Raw genomic sequence first — 21,159 nt, 5'->3', positions numbered from 1 at the left:
GGTCCGTGTGCTGAGCGCCACCGACCGGCCACGAAGACTTTGGCGGGCGTGACCGCCGGACCGTCGGCACCTCAGGGCACCTCGGGGCGTCGCAGGGGGGCGACGCTCGCCGCCTTGCGGGGAGATCCGGCCCCCGGCTAGCCTCCGCCGGTGCCTTCCCTCGTCCCCTCGCTGCCGGCCGGCTACCGTTCCCGGCCCTCGACCGCCGCTGACGTCCAGGCGATCCACGCTCTGGTCACGGACTGCGAGCGACAGGTGTACGGGCGAGTGCAGAGCGACGTCGGAGCCGTAGTCGCCGACCTCACGCGTCCGGGCCTGGCGCCGGAGTCGGACACCGTCCTCGTCCACGACCCGGCCGGTCGCCTCGTCGCCCGCGCCTGGGTCGACCGGCGTTCCGCGGTGGACGTCCACCCGGAGCACCGGGGCCGCGGCCTGGGCACCGCGCTCCTCGCCTGGACACTGGCGCGGGCACGGCAGGCCGGCACCGCCCGCGTCGTGCAGACCGTGCCGGACGCGGACACCGACGCCGTGGCACTGCTGCGCGCGCACGGCTACGAGCCACTGGTGACCGCCTGGCTGCTGGAGTTCGCCATGCCGGACGAGCCCGCGGTGCCCGCCTCGCGGGCGGGCATCACCGTACGGCCCTTCCGCCCCGGCGACGGGCCGGCCACGCACGTCCTCGTCCAGGACGCGTTCGACGAGTGGCAGGAACGACGGCAGGCCTACGAGGAGTGGGCCGCCCACATCGTCGACCGGCCCACCTTCGCCCCTGAGCGGTCGGCCCTGGCCTTCGCCGGTGACCACCTGGTGGGAGCGGCACTTGCGCTGGACGCGCCCGGCACGAACGAGGGCTACCTCGAACAGGTCGCCGTACGGCGCGACCACCGCGGCCGCGGCATCGCCCGGCTCCTCCTGCGCCACTCCTTCCGCGCCTTCCACCGCGCCGGATCGCGCTCCTGCACCCTGTGGACCCACTCGGACACCGGAGCCCTCGACCTCTACCTGAGAGTCGGCATGACGGTCCGGCACAGCTCGACGGTCTTCCGAAAGGACCTGTGAGGCCCCGGCGGTTGCCCGGAGCCGTCGTCCTGCCGCCAGGGACAAGGGAAGTCCTGCGGTGCGGTTCCCGGCCGTGCCCCGGTGGCCGGTTCGTCGTTGAAGGTTGCTGGTGATGTGCACTGGATCGCGGACTGTCGCAGGAGGCTCGGTGACCGAGGTGAGTCCTCCGCCGGCCGTGGTGCTGCGCGTGCGCGGGGTGCGCAAGGCATTCGGGGCCCGTCGCGTGCTGCGCGGGGCCGACTTCACGGCACGGGCCGGGCAGGTGGTTGGGGTGGTCGGTGAGAACGGCGCCGGCAAGACCACGCTGCTGCGCGTCCTCAGCGGCGACCTGCCGCCGGACGACGGTCGCGTCGACCTGGTGGGCCGATACGGCTACTGCCCCCAGCAGCCGGTCCTCGACGGGGAGCTGACCGTGCGCCAGCACCTGCGTCTGTTCCAGATCGCCTACCGTCTGCCCCACCTCATGCGCGCCGACCGGCTTCTTCAGACCCTGTCGCTCGCCCCCTACCGCGACGAGCCGGTGAAGGTCCTCAGCGGGGGCACGCAGCAGAAGCTGAACCTCGTCCTGGCCTTGATGCACGATCCGGAGGTACTGCTGCTCGACGAGCCCTATCAGGGCTTCGACTGGGAGACGTACCTGCGGTTCTGGGAGATCACCGAAGATCTCAAGGACCGTGGCCGCAGCGTGGTCATCGTCTCCCACCTCGCCCACGACACCGCCCGCCTCGACGTGGTCTACCGCCTCCGCGACGGTCTCCTGCACGCCGGGCCGGCGGCGGCCGCCGCCGAGTGAACGCCTACCTCACCGCCGGCCGCTACGGCCTGCTGGCCATGGCGAAGAACCGGCTGGCGGCCGTGCTGCTCGTCGTGTTCATCCCGCTGTGGATCACCGTGGCCAAGACCGTCACCACCCCCAAGACGTTCCCCTTCCGGCTGCGCGCCACCGGCGCCTGGCTGCACGCCGGCGGCGACGAGATCACCATGATCAGCGGTTCGCTGAACGCCGTCTCCCTGCTGGTGGGCTTCCTCATGTTCAGCACCGCCCGCCGCACGCGGGCGTTCGACCGCCGACTGGCCGCGGCCGGTTACCCCCGCATCGCTCTCATCGCGGCCAAACTCACCGCTCTGCTCACCGCCGCCGTCCTCGTCAGCGCCTACGCCACCGGCTGGATGCTGCTGTTCTGGTCCCCCGCCCAACCCGTACTGCTCGGCGTCGCCGTCCTCGTCGTCGCCCTCGTGTACGGAGCCATGGGCACGTGTCTGGCCCTCTTCCTGCCCGGCGAGGTCGAAGGGCTGGTCACCATCATCATGGTCAGCATCATCGATCTCGCCCCGCAGAACCCCGTCGCCGCCACCACCGCCGACAACCCCCTGGTCGGACTGCTCCCCAGCTACGGCTCCCTCCAGACCAGCCTCGCCGCCGGCTACACCCACCAGGTGACCCTCTCCCCGCTCACGCACAGCGCCGTGTGGCTGACCGCCCTGGCCGCCACCAGCGTCGCCGCCTTCGTCCACCGCACCCGCACGTACGCGTCCTCCCGCTTCCGCTGACGGGTGGTCGACAGGCCGGTCAGCCGCTGCGTCACTCCGACACGGGCACGCACTCGGTGAGCAGGTCGACGACGTCGCGCCAGGCTCGCTGCGCGTGCCGTGGGTGGTGGCCGACGCCGGGGACCACGGGATGGTCGACCGGCGGGTGGTGGAAGGCGTGCAGGGCGCCGCCGTAGACCACGAGGCGCCAGTCGACGCCCGCGGCCTGCATGTCGGCGGCGAACTCCTCCCGTTGCGCGGGCGGCATGACGGGGTCTTCCGATCCGACCCCGGCCCACACCGGGCAGCGGATGCGCGCCGTCTCGCCCGGCCGTCCCGTGGTCAGCCCGTTGAGGGTCGCGATCGCGCGCAGGTCGGCGCCGTCGCGCCCGAGTTCCAGCCCGATGATGCCTCCGGTGCCGTAGCCTACGGCGGCGATCCGGTCGGGGTCGGTCCGCGGCTCCGCGCGCAGCACGTCCAGGGCCGCGTGACCGAGGCCCCGCATCCGGTCGGGGTCGGCGAGCAGCGGCGTGCACCGGGCCAGCATCTCGTCGGGGTCGCCCAAGTAGCGGCCGCCGTGGAGGTCGAAGGCCAGCACCACGTATCCCAGCCCGGCCAGCGCATCGGCCCGGCCGCGCTCGACGTCACTGAGCCCCATGCCCTCCGGTCCGAGCAGCACCGCGGGCCGGCGGCCGACGCCGGCCGGCAGCGCCAGGTGCCCGATCATCGTCAGACCGTCGGCCTGGTACTCCACCTCGCGCTTTGTCACACTCGTCATGCGGTTGGACTGTAGTGATTGCCGTGCCGGGACAGGCCGGCGTTCTGCTGCCGGCAGAGCAGACCCGTGTGCCGGAACGTCCGGGGGGAGGCGTGGTGTCACCGGTCCCGCAGCCTGACGGTGATCACGCTCTGAACCTCAGCTTTAGGGTTAGAGTCGAGCCGGCCGGCCCGCGGAGGGCGGCGGCCGGCGACCGGGCGCTCCGCCTCTGGGCCCGTCCGTGCGGTCGGGGTTCACATCTCGGCCTCGCCCCACTCCTGCACGGCCACCTCGTCGCCGACGGAGAGTTTTCCTGGCCGCACGACGGAGAACTTCGCACCGAACACCACACCCCCGCTGGCCGTGCGACGGTAGCGTGCGAGCGTACGCAGCGGTTCCCGCCCCTGGCGGGCACCGGCTTCCTGGTCGACCAGCGTGACCGCGCAGCGCACCGCGAGCTTGGCGTAGCCCAGTTCGGCCGCGCCGATGCGTATGCGGCGGGCGCGGTCCTCGGCATGGGGAACGGCCGCCCAGTCGGCGCCGTCACGGTGCTCGCCCCGGCCGCCGTCGACGACGATGTTCGGCCGGAAGCGGTCCATGGGCAGGGGCGGGGCGCCGTGTTCGGCGGCCATCCGCCGGTTGAGGGAAGTGAGGGAAGACCGGGTCAGCAGGTGTACGGCGCTGCTGTCGGCGTAGCCGGAGGTACCTGGAGTCCAGCCGTCGGTGATCCGGTCGTGGTCCGGCGGCACGCGTACCAGGCGGCTGGCGGCGCCGAGGAACTCCGAGAGCCAGGCGGCGGCTTCGTCGCCCTGGTCGATGCCCTGGAAGGCGGCGCCGAACAGGTCGACGTCGCGGCGCGGCGCGGAGGTGGTGACGTCGACGTGCAGCGTGCCGTGACCGCTCGCCGAGTCGGCCGAGTCGAGTGTCAGCCGGCTGCCGTCGTGGCTGACGGCCGGCTGGACGAGGGCGAGCCGGGGGTGGCGGCGCTGGGTACGGTGGAGCCCCTCCTCGCTGACGACCATGAAGCCGCGGTCGTGCGCGAGGCCCGCCGGCGTGAGCACCGCCTCGCTCATGGAGGTGCCCCTGCAGCCCTTGACGGGGTAGCTGATCAGGTCTGCGACGTGGGCCATGCGCCGCCTCCGTCCGCGGCGGGCTCCGGCTCGTCGGCGAGGTAGGGCGGGGCGGGCTCGTACTGGATGTAACGGCGCACGGCGCGGGCGTGATCGCGGCCGTGCAGCCGGCCGATCAGCCACAGGGCCATGTCGATCCCGGCGGACACGCCCTGGCTGGTGACCAGGTCGCCGTCGACCACGTAGCGCGCGTCACGGACCACGGTGACGTCTCCGCGTGCCTCGAGGGTGTCCTCGAAGGCGTGGTGGGTGGCCACGCGGCGGCCGCGGGCCGGGCCGGCCTCGTGCAGCAGCAGGGCTCCGGTGCACACACCGGTGGTCCAGGCGGTCCGGGCGGAGGTCTCGCGGATCCACTCGACGAGTACGGGGTTGGACACCTGGGTCCGGGTGCCGTTTCCGCCGGGCACGAGCAGCACGTCGAGCGGTGGGTGATCGTCGAAGGTGTGGTCGGGCAGTACCCGCATGCCCTTGTTGCAGCGGACGGCGCCCGGCCGTTCGGCGATCAGTACGGTGGTGTCCCGTCCCTCGCGGAGCATGGCCGAGGAGGTGAACACCTCCCAGGGGCCGACGAAGTCCAGTTCCTCGGCCCCCTCGAACAACAGCAGCCCATAGGCCGTCATGCGTACTCCTCGATGGATCGGAATCTGTCCCGGTACTCGGACGGCGCGACGCCGACGCGCCTGTGGAAGGAGCGCCGCAGCGTCTCCGCGGTACCGAAGCCGCAGCGGCGGGCGATGACCTCGACGGGGTCGTCGCCTTCGACCAGGGCCCGGCGGGCCGCCTCCACGCGCACCCGCTCCACATAGGCCGCCGGCGGAGTGCCCAGTTCGGCGGTGAACCTGCGCTGCAGGTGACGCGGACTCAGGCCCGCGTGCGCGGCCAGCTCGGCGACACCGTGCCGGGCTCGGGGGTCGGCATGGATCGCCGACACCGCTGCCCGGATCGGATCGGTGGACGGCTGGCGCGACCACAGCGGCACGCTGAACTGCGACTGGCTGCCCGGCCGGCGCAGGAAGAGCACCAGCTCCTGGGCGACGGCATGGGCGACGTCCCGGCCGAGGTCGTCCTCGACCAGGGCGAGGGCGAGGTCCATGCCCGCGGTCACGCCCGCCGAGGTCCACACCCTCCCGTCCCTGAGGAAGATCGGGTCGCAGTCCACCCGGAGTCCGGGATGCTGCCGGGCGAGTTGCTCCGCTCGGGACCAGTGGGTGGTCACGCGCCTGCCCTCGACAAGTCCAGCGGCCGCCAGCAGGAACACTCCGCTGCACACCGAGGTGACGCGGCGGGCGGTTGCGCCGGCCGCGGCGATCCACCCGGTGACCGCGCCGTCCTTGGCCGCTTCGTCGACGCCTTTGCCGCCCACCGCCACCAGGGTGTCGATTCCGTGCGGGTCCAGGTCGGCCACACCGTGTCCGGCCTGCAGGGGCAGGCCGCTGCTCGACCGTACGGGGCCGGCGACAGCTGCCAGGACCTGGCAGTCGTACGCTCCCGCGGGCGTCCGCGCATGCTGGAACACCTCGTGCGGACCGACCAGGTCCAGGGCCTGGAAGCCGTCGAAGACCACGAACACGATGCGACGTCGTTGCACGTCTCGAGCCTGCGGGTTCCGGCGGACCGGCGTCAACGACGTCCGTCCCACGATTCGCGCCATCGGTGGCGCGTCGCGTCACCGCCCACTGGACCGCCGAACTGTGCGGGGTTCGCTGTTCAGGGATGCCGCGGTTCCGCGCAGGTGCGGATGACGTTGAGAAGGCTTCGGCGCAACTGCTCGGGGGTGAGCCGGTGTGGGGCCACCGCCGTGAGCTGATTGAGCAGTGTGCCGTCCAGGACGCCACGAAGGCGTTGGCGTTCGCCGTGGGGTCAGGTGCGCCGGCCGCGGCGAGCAGGTTCGCGGCCAAGGCGCGACGGCGGCTGCCCGCGGCGTGCAGGGCCGCACGGAGCTCGGGACGACGCGGTGCTTCCAGAGCGAGGAGGCCGAGCACGACAGCGGCGTCGCGCAGGCCGAACTGCTGGTAGGCGCCGAAGGGATCGGCTCCACCGTGCGGCAGGCGTTGTGACCGCAGGCTCCGGCACCGAGGTGTGCCGGGTACACCGCATGGCGATTCGTCGTCGACACGGGTGAGCGGCCGCCGGCCGGGGGCGAGAGCTGGGGACGTGGTGAGCGCGTGGGGTTCGCGCCGCTCACGGACGGCCGCACATACGTGTTCTGCGTCGCCAACGCTCCCGAAGGGCAGCGCGGCCCGTGTGGTGAACCGGCCGAACCGCGCCGGCGCTTCGGCGCTGGCCCGACCCGGTCCCCCGATTGCTCGCGGGCGCCGAGGAGGCGACGGTGATGCGCCACGGCATCTACCCCCTGCCGCCCTTGGCCGGTTTCGTCACGGGCCGCGCGGCGCTGCTCGGCGACGCCGCGCACGCCATGACCCCGAACCTGGGCCAGGGCGCCGACCAGGCGCTGGAGGACGCGGTGACGCTGGCCGGGCTCCTGGACGCACATCCGGATGTGGAGTCCGCGCTGGCCGCCTACGACGGGTGCCGGCGCCCGCGCACCCGGATGATCGCCCGTCGCTGCGAGCGGATCGGCGCCGCCGCACAGTGGCACTCCGCTCCCGCCACCGCCTCGCGCGACCTGATGCTCCGTATGACACCGGCCTCGGCTCTCGTCGACGCGCTCACCCCGATCCTCGACTGGCAGCCGCCCGGCCGCGACGACCTCACCGTCCAGGCCGTCTGAGGGAGGAGGCACGGCCGCGGGGTGTTAAGCCGGCCTGCCGGGCAACCCGGCTATGCGCAAGCGCGATTCCACGGACCACCCAGCGGGGGACGACATGCCTGTCAGGGCCCGATACGCACTCACCATCGCCGCGGCGGCGCTCACCGGCAGCTGCGTGAGCGTAGGCGCCGTCCACTGGTGGGCACGCCGCGCCTCGGAGCGAGCGCGGCCCTGGCCGACGGCTTCTCGGCAGGCCCCCGGTCCGGCGACGCCCCAAGAGACACTGCGCGGTTACTGGGACACCCTGCAGCCGCTGGACCTGACCTCCTAGCCGTCGAGTGGCGGGCCTCTGGCATCCGGCGAGGCCGCCGGGTCGCGCCTGAGGCAGTGACGCGGGCGACATGCGGACCGGACCGGGTAAGCCGATCAGCGCCCGTTCGCCGTCTCTCGCCCATGCCCGGCATCCCGCAGCCGGAGCCTTGGGAAGACCTGTGCCCGGTGTCCTGCGCGCCGTAGTATCGGTGATCTCTGGGGAGGTGGTCATGGGCAGGCGGCAGCCGGGCGCTCCGACACTCGAGGAGGTGGCCGCCCGCGCCGGGGTGGGCCGGGGCACCGTCTCCCGGGTCGTCAACAACGCGGCGGGCGTCAAGGAGTCCACGCGGAGAGCCGTTCAGCGAGCGATCGCGGAACTCGGCTACGTGCCCAATCTGGCGGCGCGTTCGCTCGCCGGGCAGCGGGCCGACGCCGTCGCGCTCGTGATGACCGAGCCCAGATGGCGGCAGTTCGCCGAGCCGTTCTTCTCCGAGATCGTGCACGCGATCGGCGACGCGCTGGCCGGCACCGGACCGCAGCTGCTGCTCACCCTGGTCCGCTCGGACGCCGAGCGGCGGCGTTTCCTCGAGTACGCCCGGGGCGGGCGGGTCGACGGCGTCCTGCTGATGTCCGTCCACGCCGACGATCCGCTGCCCGACATGCTCGCCGAGGCCCGGATGCCGACCGTGCTGATGGGACGCCGCTCGGGCGACGAGCGTGTCAGTTACGTCGACGCGGACAACGCGGGCGGCGCGCGCAGCGCGGTCGCCCACCTGCTGGCCACCGGGCGGCGGACGATCGCCACGATCACCGGGCCGCTCGACATGTACGTCGCCCAGTGCCGGCTGCGCGGCTACCGGGAAGCCCTCTCGCTGGGCGGCCTGGACGTCCCGCCGTCCTGGATCGAGGAGGGCGACTTCACCGAGGAAGGCGGTTGCCGGGCCATGGCCCGGCTCCTCGAACGGCATCCGGAGACCGACGGCGTCCTCGCCGCTTCGGACACCACGGCCGAAGGCGCCCTGGCCGCGCTGCGGGCGGCAGGACGCCGCGTGCCGCAGGACGTCGCCGTCATCGGCTTCGACGACTTCCCACTGGCGGAGCGGACGGCGCCACGACTGACGACGGTGCGTCAGCCGCTCGGGGAGATCGGCCGGACGATGGTCCGGCTCCTCCTCCAGGAGATCGAGGAGCCGTCCGTGGCCTGGCGCCACGTCATCCTCCGGACGGAACTGGTGCTGCGCGACTCGGCTTGAGCGGCGGCGCCGGCCGATCGGCGGCTGCGGTGCTCGGGTGCACGGTGGTGCGGTGTGCGGGACGGGTTCGGGAGCGCTCCCAGGCAGGGGGCCGGTTAGCCGCCGCACCGGCCTGACTTCGCCGGCCTGCGGCTTCGGAGTTTCGACGGGATCCTGCGCAGCGTCTTGTCAGGGTCACGACGCTTCCCTACAGTCCCCCGAAACGGCGGAGATGGGAGCGCTCCCAATCGTGTCTGGGTTCGGGCGCTCCCGTGATGTCCCCACCCCTCCGAGAGGACCCCCATGCGCACCTCACGGCACCCCCACCGCACCAGGACGCACGCCCTGTTAGGCGCCCTGCTCGCCTCGCTCGCCACGTTGGCGGCGCTGCTCGGCACCGCCCCGGCGGCCCACGCCGACACCTCTATCTGCGAACAGTTCGGAACGACCACGATCCAGGGCCGCTACGTCGTCCAGAACAACCGCTGGGGCACCAGCCAGACCCAGTGCATCACCGCCACCGACTCGGGATTCAGGATCACCCAGGCCGACGGCTCGGTCCCGACGAACGGCGCCCCGAAGTCCTACCCGTCCCTCTTCAACGGCTGCCACTACACCAACTGCTCGCCGGGCACCCGCCTTCCGGCGCAGCTCAGCGCCATCTCCAGCGCACCGACCGGTATCTCGTACAGCTACGTGAGCGACGCCGTGTACGACGCCGCGTACGACATCTGGCTCGACCCCACGCCCCGCACCGACGGGGTCAACCGGACGGAGATCATGGTCTGGTTCAACAAGGTCGGTTCCATCCAGCCCGTCGGCTCGCAGGTGGGCTCGGCCACCGTGGCGGGGCGCCAGTGGCAGGTGTGGTCCGGCAACAACGGCTCCAACGACGTGCTGTCCTTCGTCGCCCCGTCGGCGATCGCGAGCTGGAACTTCGACGTCATGGACTTCGTCCGGCAGGCCGTCTCCCGCGGGCTGGCGCAGAACAACTGGTACCTGACCAGCGTGCAGGCGGGCTTCGAGCCCTGGCAGAACGGCACCGGTCTCGCGGTCACCTCGTTCTCCTCCGCGGTCAACACCGGCGGCGACTCCGGAAACCCCGGAACTCCCGCGGCCTGCACCGTGTCGTACGCGACGAACGTGTGGCAGGGCGGCTTCACCGCCGACGTCACCCTCACCAACACCGGCTCCTCCCCCGTCAACGACTGGAAGCTGGGCTTCACGCTGCCGGCCGGGCAGCAGATCACCAGTGCCTGGAACGCCGGTCTGAGCCCGTCGTCCGGAACCGTCACGGCGAGCGGCGTGGCCTACAACGCGCAGATCCCGGCGGGCGGCAAGGTCTCCTTCGGTTTCCAGGGCACGTACGGCGGCAACTTCGCCAAGCCTGCGGCCTTCAGCCTCAACGGGGCTGCCTGCGGCATCGCGTGAACCATCCTGCGCGGCTGCGCGTACTGCGGGCAGGAGTCTTCCGCCTGCCGTAGGGCGCGGCGTGCCGACCCCGTCAGCCGTCTCCGGGTTCCCCTCGGCCGGGCGTGCCAGGACCCGTTCCGCGAACGGGTCCTGCGGGGAGCAGGCGTGGCGCCGGACGAGCTGTCTACGCGTCGCTGCCGTGATCGGCCTCGGCCGGCTGGGACGCCCGTGCGCCGGCTGTCTCCCACAGCCGCAGCGCGGGCGCGTTGATGGCCTGGGGCGTCCCCTGGTAGTCGTACCGGAACAGGGCGATGCCGTGCCGCGAGGCCCATTCGACGGCCGGCGGGGTGTATCCGGCCAGTGAGAAGAACAAGGCTTCCTTCCCCTTGGCGGTGGCGACGCCGTGGAGTTGCTGGACGGTCGGGCGGGTGGTGGGGCTGCCCTCCATCTTCACCTGGGCCAGGCCCCGCTCGGAGATGACGTCGATTCCCTCGTCGGCGCCGACGGGCGTGGCCACCGCATCGGTGAAGCCCAGGTGACGCATCCAGTCGACGGCGACGAGTTCGGAGTCCCGCGCGGTGCGGATCAACCGGGGCTCGGGGCGGCCCGCCGGGGACGCGGCCGGCGCGGGGAGGGCCGCGGCCTCCTGCCGGGCCGCGAGGGCGGCGCGCAGCCGGGGATTGTCGAGGAAGGAGAAGTGCAGGTCTCCGACCTGCAATCCCCAGCCTTCGGTCACATCGTCGGGATCGGGGTCGTACCGGTAGGACGTGCCTCTGTCCGACACGGCCGCCGCGCGGTCGGTGAGGATCAGCAGCGCCGGGCGCCTGCCGGACCCGCTGGTCGCCGACAGGGCGATGCACAGGATGCGCTCGTCCACGGCGACATGGCGTCGCGCGAGCCGCTCAGCCTCGGCCTTGACGCGTGGGTCGCGCGCCGCGCTGGTCCCCGACAGGCAGTGGGCGATCGCCTCTTCCTGCGGCGCTCCGCGCTCGGGCAGTCCGTCGAGCAGCTGACGTGCCGCGCGCCGCAGTGCCTGGGCCGCCGCGGCCGCCTCGCGTGCCAGAGCATCCTGCCGCTCCTGCTCGCGCTTCTGCTCGGCGCGTGCGGCCTCCCGCTCGCGGGCCCCGGCCAGTCGTGCCGCCGCAGCGTCGTTGCGGGCGGTGTTGCGCCGGCCCGCCGGGGTGGCGTTCAGCACCCACAGGGCGATTCCCGCGACAGCGACGACAGCCAGTGCGAACAGCGGGACGACCTCGGAGAAGAACAGCCCGACGAGGGCGACGAGGAGCCCCACGACACACAGGGCGCTGAGCGACAGCTGAACGGCCTCCACCCGGGTATCCACGGGCGGACGCCGTGTCGGGTTCTTGTCCCCGCCCGCGGCTGGGGCGTTGACGTCCGCGGGGGGCCGCACCCCGGCCGCCCGGCCGGATCCCGGACAGGCCTGCCCTTCCACCTTGTGGGAGACGAGCATCCCCTTGGACAGAGGCAACTGCAGCCGACAGACCGAGCATATGCCGAGTTGCACAACTTCCCCCCGTACCCCTTGCTTCGAAGTGAGCAGACTGTAACTGATCAGGACAGCGCCGGCTGATACAGGACCTGCCCGACCAGCCCCCGCGACCGCAGCCGGGCTCTGCCCCCGCACGGTGAGCGCGCTCGGACACGGCTTAGTCCCAGGCCTCGTGGCACAGGCCCGCGATGTCGGGGGCTGCCACCCCGTCGGCGCTGCGGCACAGTTGCCGCATTTGACGGGGGTAGGGCCCGGTCCGGGGCAGCGGGTAAACGCGGGGTGTGCGCACGGCGGGGTGCCGCTTCCTCGGGCCCGTGTGTCGCGTCCTCGCGTGCGGGTGCGGCCGTCGCCGCGGGGCCGGGTGGACGCGTGGTGCCGGCGGCGTCCGGACAACGGTTGTATGGGGCCACCGGGTTGGAGTCACGGGAGCCGGGGGCTGTTGCCGGTGCGTGCGACCGGCCTTCGGGGTGTGCCGCGTCCGGTCGGGTCCGGTCCGTACCAGGGCGGACCGCGCCGGAAGCGGTGTCGCGGGCACCGGCGCCTTCGGTTCGTCCGGAGCGAGCGGAGCCCTTACACCCGGGGTGGGGCCGTCGGCCGGCGGTGAGTCGGCCGTCATCACGGTGGTGCAGCCCGTGACGCCCAGCAGCACCAGGAGGAGCACGGTCAGGGAGCGAGGAGACACCGGCCCACTGTGCTGCACCACGGACTTCCGGCGGGCGGGACCACGCGGTCCTTCACCGCAAGGTGGGACGGGGCGGGGAGCGGCTGACGTCGCGGTGTGCCACCGCGGCCGGTTGCGTGGCGATGGCTGGCGCCGGTTCGCCGGGGCGGCGGGGGTCGGCTCTGCCGGATGCGGCCCGGGCGGTAACGGCCAGGACGGGATCGTCCGTCCTCGTCGTCACCGGCCGCCTGCCTCCGCGGGCCGGATTCGGACACTTGGCCGCCGGGCCCTGTACCGTCGCTACGTCGTTCCTTTCCCTACGCGCGAGACAGGAAGGCGATCTCGTGGCCGAATTGCGCCTGGGACCACTGCTGAGGTGCACCGAGGGCTCGTCCGCCACGGTGTGGGTCGAGACCGGCGAGCCCTGCACGGTGGAGGTGCGCTGCTCCGACGGGGCGGGTGGCACGGCCCCCACCTTCCAGGTGGCCGGACACCATTACGCGCTCGTCACGGTGAGCGGACTGCGCCCCGGCGGCTCCCCCAGCTACGAGGTGTTGCTGGACGACTCCCGGGTGTGGCCCCCTTCCGATCCCCGCTTTCCGCCCTCCGTCATCCGCTCACCGGGCACCGGCGACGCCGTGCGGGTCACCTTCGGATCGTGCCGCTGGGCCGCACCTCCGGCCGACGGCAAGGATCCGATCGGCCCCGACGCCCTCGACACCCTCGCCGCCCGTCTGATGGCCGACCCCGAGGCCGAACGCCCGGACGTGCTGCTCCTGCTGGGCGACCAGATCTACGCGGACGAGACCTCCGCGCGTACCCGGCGCTGGCTGGCCGGCCGCCGCGATCTCGACAAGCCACCCGGCGGTCAGGTCGCGGACTACGAGGAGTACTGCCACCTCTACTACGAATCCTGGCTCGACCCGGAGGTCCGCTGGCTGCTGTCCACCGTGCCCAGCTTCATGATCTTCGACGACCACGACATCGTGGACGACTGGAACACCTCCGCCGCCTGGCTCGCGGACATGCGCACCACCGACTGGTGGCAGGAGCGGCTGGTGAGCGGCCTGATGTCCTACTGGGTCCACCAGCACCTGGGCAACCTCGCCCCGGCCGAACTGGCCGAGGACCCCACCTGGGCCGCCGTGCACGCCGCGCCGGACGGCACCACCGCGGTGCGGGCCCTGGCCGAGCGGGCCGACGCCGATTCCGCCTCGGTCCGCTTCAGCTACCGCCGCGACTTCGGCCGGGTCAGGGTCGTGATGGTGGACTCCCGGGCCGCGAGGGTCCTCGCCGAGGACCGCCGGGCCATGCTCGACCCGGGTGAGGACGCCTGGCTGCGCGAGCAGATACAGGCCGACGAGGGGGCGTACGACCACCTGCTGATCGGCACCTCGCTGCCCTGGCTCCTGCCGCACCTGGTGCACGACACCGAAAGCTGGGACGCGGCCCTGTGCGCCGGAGAACGCGGACAGCGCTGGGCGCGCTTCGGCGAATGGCTGCGCCGCGGAGCCGACCTGGAGCACTGGGCGGCCTTCCCCCGATCCTTCGCCGGTCTCGCCGACCTGATCGCCGAGACCGGGGCCGCACCGGCTGCCCCGGCGACCGTGTGCGTGCTGTCCGGCGACGTCCACCACGGCTATCTCGCCGAGGCGTCCTGGCCGTCCGGCGGCCCGCGTCCTCCCGTTTTCCAGCTCACCTGCTCGCCCGTGCACAATTCGGTGTCCCTGATGATGCGGCTGGGGTTCCGCTTCGGCTGGAGCGCCCCGGCCCGCCTGCTGGGCCGCATGCTCGCCCGGCACGGCCGCTCTCCCCGGCCGCCGGTCAACTGGCGCAAGCAGGGCGGCCCCTGGTTCGGCAACCAGCTCATGACCCTGACCCTGCGCGGCCGCTCGGCCCGCCTCCGTCTGGAGCGCACCACCTCGGACGCGACGCTGCGGACCGTGCACGAGTCCGCCCTGACCGACCGTTAGCCCCCTGCGAGGTCCGCGCTGTCCTCGTCCCGCCCGGTCACCGCTCCCGCGCGTCACCCACGGCAGGCTCCGTGGAGGACGGGGTGTTGACGCCGAGCACGGCACCGGCGGCGTTCAGGTGCCGGACGACCGGGCCGAAGGAGATCAGGCCGCTGCCGGCGCCGGCGGACTCGGCTGCTGCGGCGGCGAGTTCGTCGCGGGCCCGGCGCAGGACCGGCAGGTGCCGAACGGAGGCCGCCGCGCGGGCGAGAACGCACCACAGTGCCTCCTGGAGGTGGTCGTGCGGTGGGCGTGGGGCCTTCGTGAGCGCCCGGCGGGCCTGGTCGGTGGCGCCGGAGGCGGCCAGGAGCAGGGGGTCGAGCCAGGGCCGGTAGGGGCCGGCGTCGAGGTGGGCGAAGTCGTCGGGATCGGGCAGGGCGTCGCCCCGCATGGCCGGGACCAGCGCGACGAGGGCGGCCGCGCCCCGGGTGAACCCGGGCATGCCGCAGCCGGCGGTCTCCGCGAGGACCCGCTCGTACGTGGCGCGGGCGGCCTGCCAGCCGTCGGATTCGCAGCGTCGCAGGGCCCGGTACCAGGCGGTGAACACCGCCGCGAGCGGCCGTTCGTTGCGGTGGGCGAGCCGGTCGATCTCCTCGGCCTGCGCGTCCCCGGCGGCGAGGTCGCCGAGTCCGGCGAGGGCCTGGGGACGGATCAGGCGTCCCAGTACCTCGTGGCCGGGGAGTTGGTGGTCGACGGCCAGCCGGGTCAGTTCGGCGCCGAGGGTGTCGCGGCGGGCGGCCGATCCGCAGGCGTCGAAGGACTGCATGAAGGCGCCGTTGAGGCCGAACGCGAGCAGCGCGGGGTCCTGGAGGCGGCGGGCGAGGCGGACGGCCTCCTCGGCGGCGTGCCGGGCACGCGCCCGCCACCGTTCGGCGGCGGGCGCCTGGGCTGCCCGGGGAACGGGCGCGTCCGCGGTGGCGTCGCCGCGTGACTCGACCGCGACGACCGACAGCAGCCGGGCGCGCAGGGCCGGCGGTCCGTCCGGGCCGAGCCGGGCGGCGGCCCGGGCTGCGGCGCGGGCCAGCTCGGCGGCGCCCGCGGGGTCGTCGGCGCGGGTCCACAACGCTGGGACGTCGTAGGCGCCGATGATCCTGGCGGCCAGCTCGTCGTCCCCGGTCGTCTCGGCCGCCGCGACCAGGTCCCGGCGGTGTTCGCGTGCCTCTTCCAGGCCTCCACTCGGCTGGTACGCCCCCTGTGTCGGGCCACGGCGTCGCAGCGGGCGGCCCGCACCCGGTGAGTGCCACGTAAGCCCTGCCCCATGCCTACCGCCCCGGTCGTGCGATGAGCGCTGCACGCACCGGGAGGAACGGCGGGCAGCCGCGCTGAAGTGTGAGGCGCAAAGCGTGCCCCTTCGAGTCGCACGGTCTGCGAACTGCCCTATCGGGCCGTCACCCGCAAGGCCTCGGCGCTGGGATCGGCGGCGTCAGGGATGAGCATGCCGGCGGTCACGCCGCGATCTTGCCACGCCCGGTGCGCGGGCTGCCCAGCCCATCAAAATGCTTGTCCGCTCCAAGCCCGGCGGCCTTCCCGGTCACAGCACTGGACGGACGGCGGGCCCCGCTGCTGTCAGCGGGGCCCGCCGGGGAGCGGCGTCGTCGGTTTCGGTCAGACGGGTGCCGGCCGGGACCGGTCGCCCGTGGGGTCGAGGCGGACGACGATGCCCTTCGACGTGGGCTGGTTGCTCACGTCGGCGACGCTGTCGAGCGGCACCAGGACGTTCGTCTCGGGGTAGTAGGCGGCGGCCGAACCCTTGGCCGCCGGGTAGGACACGACCTCGAAGTTCTCGGCCCGGCGCTCGGTGCCGTCCTCCCAGACGCTCACCAGGTCCACGCGATCGCCCTGGGCGAGGCCGAGTTCGGACAGGTCGGCCGGGTTGACGAGGACCACGTGGCGGCTGCCGTGGATGCCTCGGTAGCGGTCGTTGTTGGTGTACGGGACGGTGTTCCACTGGTCGTGCGAGCGCAAGGTCTGCAGCAGCAGGTGACCCTCGGGGGCCCGGGGGACCACCCGCTCGTTGCAGGTGAACCGGGCCTTGCCGGTCTCGGTCCTGAACACGCCCTCGTTGACCGGGTTGGGTAGCTGGAAGCCCCCCGGACGGGTCACCCGGGCGTTGAAGTCGTGGAAGCCCGGCACGATCCGGGAGATGCTGTCGCGGATGGTGTTGTAGTCGCCCTCGAACTTGGCCCAGGGGATGTCCCCCTCGCCGTCGAGGCTCCGCCGGGCGAGCCGGCACAGGATGGCGACCTCGCTCAGCAGCACGCGCGAGGCCGGTTCGAGTCGTCCCTGGGAGGTGTGCACCTGGCTCATGGAGTTCTCGACGGTGACGAACTGCTCGCCGTCGGCCTGGACATCACGCTCGGTGCGCCCCAGCGTCGGCAGGATCAGGGCGGTGTCGCCGCAGACAGTGTGGGAGCGGTTGAGCTTGGTGGAGATGTGGGCGGTCAGCCGGCATGAACGCATCGCCTTCTCGGTGACTTCGCTGTCGGGCGCTGCGCGCACGAAGTTCCCGGCCAGGGCGAGGAAGACCTTGACGCGGCCCTCCAGCATCGCCTTGATCGAGTTCACCGAGTCCAAGCCGTGCGGGCGCGGCGGATCGAAGCCGAACTCCTCCTGAAGGGCGTCCAGGAAGGTGTCCGGCATCTGCTCCCAGATGCCCATGGTGCGGTCGCCCTGGACGTTGCTGTGGCCGCGCACCGGGCAGGCGCCCGTGCCGGCGCGCCCCAGATTGCCCCGCAGCATCAGGAAGTTGACGATCTCCCGGATGGTGGGTACGCCGTGCTTGTGCTGGGTGATGCCCATCGCCCAGCACACGATGACGCGTTCGCTCCGCAGGACCTCGTCGCGGACCTTCTCGATCTCCTCGCGGGTCAGTCCCGTCGCCGCGCGCACGTCGTCCCAGTCGACGGTGCGGGCGTGCCGGGCGAACTCCTCGAAACCGGAGGTGTGGGCTTTGATGAAGTCGTGGTCCAGGACGGTGCCGGGACGCGCGTCCTCCGCCTCCAGCAACAGCAGGTTCAGTGCCTGGAACAGGGCGAGGTCCCCGCCCGGCTTGATGTGCAGGAAGCGGTCGGCGATCTGGGTGCCCCGCCCCACGACCCCACGCGGCTTCTGCGGGTTCTTGAAGCGTCGCAGCCCCGCCTCCGGCAACGGGTTAACCGCTACGATGCGGCCGCCGTTGCGCTTGGCCTCCTCCAGGGCCGAAAGCTGCCGCGGGTGATTGCTGCCCGGGTTCTGCCCCACCAGGAAGATCAGGTCCGCGTGGTGGAGGTCGTCGAGACTGACGGTGCCCTTGCCGACGCCCAGCGTCTCGTTCAGGGCGAAGCCGCTGGACTCGTGGCACATGTTGCTGCAGTCGGGCAGGTTGTTGGTGCCGTAGGCGCGGGCGAAGAGCTGGAAGACGAAGGCGGCCTCGTTGCTGGCCCGGCCGGAGGTGTAGAAGACCGCCTCGTCGGGCGAGTCCAGCCCCTTCAGTTCCTGCGCGAGGACGCCCAGGGCGTCGTTCCAGCCGATGGGCTCGTAGTGGTCCGATCCGGGCCGTTTGATCATCGGCTCGGTGAGCCGGCCCTGCTGGTTGAGCCACATGTCGGAACGGGCGGCGAGATCGGACACGCTGTGCTCGCGGAAGAAGTCGGCGGTGATCCGGCGCGTCGTGGCTTCGTCGTTGATGTGCTTGGCGCCGTTCTCGCAGTACTCATTGCGATGGCGCCGGCCCGGGGCGGGGTCCGCCCACGCGCAGCCGGGGCAGTCGACCCCGCCCACCTGGTTCATGGTGAGCAGGTCGACCCCGGTCTTGCGCGGGGAGGTCTGTTCCAGGGAGTACTCCAGCGCGTGCGCGACGGCGGGAACCCCGGCCGCCCACTTTTTGGGCGGTGTCACGGAGAGGGAGGTCTCCGGCTCCTCACCGGGCGGGTTATGCATCGCTTGGCCTTTCTCTTGCCGTGTGCGGTACGCGGGTCAGCCGACGGGCCACTGGGCGACACGGCTCCTGGGCGGTTCCGGGGTGTCGTGCTGAACGCGGCCGTTGCGGATGGTGCCTCGCCAGGCGCCGCCCTCCTGGCCGAGCCCTTCGATGAAGTGCTTGAAGTTGACCAGTTCCCCGCGCACCAGGCGGGCGGTCAGCCCCGTGACCGTGGAGGAGCGGGTGAGAGCCTTCGCGGCCCCGTGCGGCTGGAGGAGCATCCGTACCGTGATCGCGGTGCCGCCGGACTCGGTCGGCCGGAACTCGACCTCCCCCTCGTGGGTGGGGTGCTGCTCCAGGCCACGCCAGGCCAGGTACGCGTCGGGGTCCTGTTCCACGATCTCGACCGCGAAACGGTGGCGCAGGGGGCCGTAGCCGATGGTCCACGCGGTGACGGTAGGCCTGATCTGCTCGACGTCGCGCACCACGGTCGAGAAGCGCGGGAACGTCTTGAACTGCGTCCACTGGTTGTAGGCCGTGCGGACCGGCACCGCGACCTCGACCGTCTCATCGACGTGCCGCTCGCGCAGCGGACGGCGGCGTGTGACGCCGTCGCCGTCGGAGCGCATGCCCGGGGTGTTCGGCACGGCCTGCCCACCGTCGTCTTCGTGCGCCATCATGGTCCTTCTTCCGGTGAGGGAGCCGGGCGTCGGGAGACCCGGCCCTCCCCTTATGGGTCAGGGCATCCCTTCCAGTTCCCCGATCCCGGGTTTCAAGTCACACGATCGCGTAGGCGTCCCGGGCGGCGCCGAGCGTGAGAAGGGGCCGGGCCCGGCTCGCAGGGGGGCGCCGAGTCCTTGCGCCGTCAACAGGCACAACTGTCGCAGGATCGGCTGACACGGCCGGCCGGTCCTTCAGGGCGCACACGCAGCCGCCGGCCCCGCCGGGGGAAGAAGACGGATGTCGGGGCGAGGCCGTGGGGCCGCATCATGGCCGTATGCGTCCTGATGACTGGCATCTGACCGACGATCCACGGGAGTTCAGGGAATGGGCGGGTGGCTTCCTGGCGTCCCGGCCGGCTCTGCACACGGTTCTGCTGACGGTGCTGGATGCTCTGTGCGGTCGGGGGCGGCAGCTGTACAGCGACGAGGTTCCCCTGTTCGGGGTGTTGCGCGGTGAAAACGGGCGGGTCGGTGCCGCATTTCTTCACACGCCGCCGCACCCGCTCCATCTCAGTCCTGTCGGTGTGGAGGGGGCCGAGGGGCTGGTGGCTCGTCTGGCCGGTGTCGGTCATGGGCTCGGCGGGGTGTCCGGTGAACACAGTACGGCGGCGGGTCTCGCCGTCTCCTGGCAGCGGCGGACCGGTGCGGCGGCCCGGCTGGTGCAGCGTAAGCGGCTGTACGCGCTGGGTGAGTTGAGTGTTCCTGAGCCGTCTCCTGAGGGGCGGGCGCGGGTGGCCGGGTTCGGGGACCGGGAGTTGTTGATGCGCTGGTACGACGCGTTCAAGGAGGCGGTCGGGCAGAGTGCCGGTCAGGGGGCCGGGCCGTGGGCCGAAGCCCGCATCACCCAGGGCGGCGTCACCCTCTGGGAGACCGCCGACGGTGAGCCGGTATCCATGGCCGGGGTGAGCCCGGAGTCGGCGGGTCAGGTGCGGGTGGCTCCGGTCTACACGCCCGCGCACCTGCGCGGCCGCGGCTACGCGGGTGCGGTGACGGCGGAGGTGAGCCGCACCGCCGTGGCGGGCGGGGCGGCACATGTGCTCCTGTTCACCGATCTTGCCAATCCCACGAGCAACGCCCTGTACCAGCGGATCGGTTACCGCAAGGTGACGGATTTCGCGGTGTGGGGGTTCGGGGACTGAGCCACGCCTGCTGGTCTCACCCGGCGGTGCGTGCGGCGATGGTGGGCGAGCAGGGGCAAGGGCGTAAGCGGGGAGTCGGGCGACGAGCGGCGGTCAGCCCCACCAGGGAACCAGCTGCCGTCCCCACTGCCCGAACCGGATGAAACCCACCCACGTCCGCGCGGTCATCGCGCAGGCGCCCGGCCTGCATCGATGCTCGGCATACGGTGCCCCGGCCGTCGCCTTTTTGCCGAGGCACGACAGTTGTCACCGGCAGAGCCCAAAAGGCTGGCAGAAGCGCCGGCGGGAAGCAGCCTGGTTGTCACCTGGAAGGCAGGCTACTCGTCACAGACGCTCGGCGCCTTTCGATCCCTCACCCCGTGGTCCCCGTCGGCGGCTCGGGCTCCTTGGCTCATCTTGCGCTGCGCCGCTCATCTTGCCCTGTGCCGGTGCACTCCCGGCCGAGCCGCTACAGCGGAACGGGGCATGCGCGCGCGCCGCGCGTCCCATCTGGTTCCCTCCGCCCCGTGCCTCACGCACCGCGGTACCGCCTGGTCAACCGCGGTGGGCGGGCCTGGGTCAGGGTGTGTCGCCGGAGTAGTAGAAGTGGCAGGCCACCCCTCGGCCTGGTGTGCGCGGCTCGTCGGCTCCGGGGTCGTACAGGGCGCGGCCGCCGGGCCACCGCGACAGCTCGGTGGCCAGGGCGACGCCACCGTCCACTTCCTCCGCCGTCCAGCCGGTGATGTCCAGCAGCAGACCGTCCAAGGGGCCACCGACAAGCGCCGCGTAGGTCCGTGCGGGGAGCGGGCCGGGGTTGGGGGCGTCGTGGTCGCAGCCATAGACCCGGCCGCGCAGCAACTGCTCATCGCCGTTCATACCGACCAGGGTCCCAGCCACCACTGACAACGAGCTCTCCGTCCGCTGTCGGGGCCCGGGAACCCCACACGCGGTACACGGCAGGACCGCTCTGTCCGTGGGGGCGCTTGACATCCTCGCCCATCTAAAGGAGGGCGATTCCCGTCTGCCGCACCGTTGTCGGGTGCGGTTCCGGGCGGGTTCCCGCTTCGCCGCGCTGTGCGGGGACGGGTCCCCGTC

At 72.5% G+C, this 21,159-nt stretch carries 17 protein-coding genes and 1 pseudogene; 8 read left to right on the top strand and 10 right to left on the bottom strand.

From position 1 onward, the window contains the following. The first annotated feature begins 150 nt into the window (after positions 1-150). From ACFQ9Z_RS32840 to ACFQ9Z_RS32830, 3 genes are all read left to right on the top strand, one after another. A complete protein-coding gene (locus ACFQ9Z_RS32840; RefSeq protein ID WP_383028073.1) occupies positions 151-1,059 on the top strand; it encodes a GNAT family N-acetyltransferase in 909 nt (302 codons plus the stop codon). 175 nt (positions 1,060-1,234) lie between these two features. Continuing rightward, positions 1,235-1,852: an ABC transporter ATP-binding protein gene (locus ACFQ9Z_RS32835; protein ID WP_383028485.1), complete on the top strand. Its 618-nt coding sequence runs from the start codon at positions 1,235-1,237 to the stop codon at positions 1,850-1,852. Then, a complete protein-coding gene (locus ACFQ9Z_RS32830) occupies positions 1,849-2,610 on the top strand; it encodes a hypothetical protein (protein WP_383028070.1) in 762 nt (253 codons plus the stop codon). The genes ACFQ9Z_RS32835 and ACFQ9Z_RS32830 overlap by 4 nt, the downstream gene beginning before the upstream one ends. Positions 2,611-2,641: 31 nt before the next feature. Here ACFQ9Z_RS32830 and ACFQ9Z_RS32825 read toward each other — a convergent pair whose 3' ends face one another. The 5 genes and pseudogenes from ACFQ9Z_RS32825 to ACFQ9Z_RS32805 form a co-directional block, all read right to left on the bottom strand. Further along, the gene (locus ACFQ9Z_RS32825; protein WP_383028067.1) at positions 2,642-3,367 is read right to left on the bottom strand and encodes a dienelactone hydrolase family protein; all 726 of its coding nucleotides are present in this window, start codon (positions 3,365-3,367) and stop codon (positions 2,642-2,644) included. Positions 3,368-3,600: 233 nt separating this feature from the next. Continuing rightward, positions 3,601-4,476, bottom strand: coding sequence for an MOSC domain-containing protein (locus tag ACFQ9Z_RS32820; protein WP_383028064.1), 876 nt, complete (start codon positions 4,474-4,476; stop codon positions 3,601-3,603). After that, a complete protein-coding gene (locus ACFQ9Z_RS32815) occupies positions 4,455-5,096 on the bottom strand; it encodes a DJ-1/PfpI family protein (protein WP_383028481.1) in 642 nt (213 codons plus the stop codon). The genes ACFQ9Z_RS32820 and ACFQ9Z_RS32815 overlap by 22 nt, the downstream gene beginning before the upstream one ends. Continuing rightward, positions 5,093-6,064: a GlxA family transcriptional regulator gene (locus ACFQ9Z_RS32810; protein ID WP_383028060.1), complete on the bottom strand. Its 972-nt coding sequence runs from the start codon at positions 6,062-6,064 to the stop codon at positions 5,093-5,095. Before ACFQ9Z_RS32810 ends, ACFQ9Z_RS32815 begins: the two co-directional genes overlap by 4 nt. Positions 6,065-6,365: 301 nt before the next feature. Further along, a pseudogene (locus ACFQ9Z_RS32805) lies at positions 6,366-6,458 on the bottom strand (hypothetical protein); the annotation flags it as partial. Between the two features lie 350 nt (positions 6,459-6,808). On the opposite strand from ACFQ9Z_RS32805, the gene ACFQ9Z_RS32800 reads away from it, so the two are divergent. The 3 genes from ACFQ9Z_RS32800 to ACFQ9Z_RS32790 all read left to right on the top strand — a co-directional run bounded on the left by ACFQ9Z_RS32800 (position 6,809) and on the right by ACFQ9Z_RS32790 (position 10,161). Beyond that, positions 6,809-7,207, top strand: a complete 399-nt coding sequence (locus ACFQ9Z_RS32800; RefSeq protein ID WP_383028055.1) for an FAD-dependent monooxygenase — start codon at positions 6,809-6,811, stop codon at positions 7,205-7,207. A gap of 521 nt (positions 7,208-7,728) precedes the next feature. After that, positions 7,729-8,751 (top strand): LacI family DNA-binding transcriptional regulator, encoded by a 1,023-nt coding sequence (locus tag ACFQ9Z_RS32795; RefSeq protein WP_383028052.1) that lies wholly within the window; start codon positions 7,729-7,731, stop codon positions 8,749-8,751. A 282-nt stretch (positions 8,752-9,033) separates the two neighbouring features. Continuing rightward, positions 9,034-10,161, top strand: a complete 1,128-nt coding sequence (locus ACFQ9Z_RS32790; protein ID WP_383028049.1) for a cellulose binding domain-containing protein — start codon at positions 9,034-9,036, stop codon at positions 10,159-10,161. 166 nt (positions 10,162-10,327) lie between these two features. On the opposite strand, the gene ACFQ9Z_RS32785 is transcribed toward ACFQ9Z_RS32790, so the two are convergent. Next, positions 10,328-11,473 carry a restriction endonuclease gene (locus ACFQ9Z_RS32785; RefSeq protein ID WP_383028045.1) on the bottom strand — a complete coding sequence of 382 codons (1,146 nt, stop codon included), beginning with the start codon at positions 11,471-11,473 and terminating at the stop codon, positions 10,328-10,330. Positions 11,474-12,658: 1,185 nt separating this feature from the next. On the opposite strand from ACFQ9Z_RS32785, the gene ACFQ9Z_RS32780 reads away from it, so the two are divergent. Next, positions 12,659-14,287, top strand: coding sequence for an alkaline phosphatase D family protein (locus ACFQ9Z_RS32780; RefSeq protein ID WP_383028041.1), 1,629 nt, complete (start codon positions 12,659-12,661; stop codon positions 14,285-14,287). 37 nt (positions 14,288-14,324) lie between these two features. Here the strand turns inward: ACFQ9Z_RS32780 and ACFQ9Z_RS32775 are convergent, their stop codons facing one another. The 3 genes from ACFQ9Z_RS32775 to ACFQ9Z_RS32765 form a co-directional block, all read right to left on the bottom strand. Next, positions 14,325-15,620 (bottom strand): hypothetical protein, encoded by a 1,296-nt coding sequence (locus ACFQ9Z_RS32775; protein ID WP_383028037.1) that lies wholly within the window; start codon positions 15,618-15,620, stop codon positions 14,325-14,327. 311 nt (positions 15,621-15,931) lie between these two features. Next, a complete protein-coding gene (locus tag ACFQ9Z_RS32770) occupies positions 15,932-18,244 on the bottom strand; it encodes an FdhF/YdeP family oxidoreductase (RefSeq protein ID WP_383028034.1) in 2,313 nt (770 codons plus the stop codon). Between the two features lie 36 nt (positions 18,245-18,280). Beyond that, positions 18,281-18,901 (bottom strand): SRPBCC family protein, encoded by a 621-nt coding sequence (locus ACFQ9Z_RS32765; protein ID WP_383028477.1) that lies wholly within the window; start codon positions 18,899-18,901, stop codon positions 18,281-18,283. 629 nt (positions 18,902-19,530) lie between these two features. Between ACFQ9Z_RS32765 and ACFQ9Z_RS32760 the strand changes: the two genes are divergently transcribed. Next, positions 19,531-20,085, top strand: a complete 555-nt coding sequence (locus tag ACFQ9Z_RS32760) for a GNAT family N-acetyltransferase (protein WP_383028027.1) — start codon at positions 19,531-19,533, stop codon at positions 20,083-20,085. A 558-nt stretch (positions 20,086-20,643) separates the two neighbouring features. On the opposite strand, the gene ACFQ9Z_RS32755 is transcribed toward ACFQ9Z_RS32760, so the two are convergent. Next, positions 20,644-20,940, bottom strand: a complete 297-nt coding sequence (locus ACFQ9Z_RS32755; RefSeq protein WP_383028023.1) for a hypothetical protein — start codon at positions 20,938-20,940, stop codon at positions 20,644-20,646. Positions 20,941-21,159: the final 219 nt, after the last annotated feature.

It is taken from the genome of Streptomyces sp. NPDC056580 (genome assembly GCF_042793175.1).
Classification (GTDB): domain Bacteria; phylum Actinomycetota; class Actinomycetes; order Streptomycetales; family Streptomycetaceae; genus Streptomyces.
The sequence above is the reverse complement of the archived record's forward strand: the minus strand, read 5'-3'. Positions and strand labels throughout refer to the sequence as shown.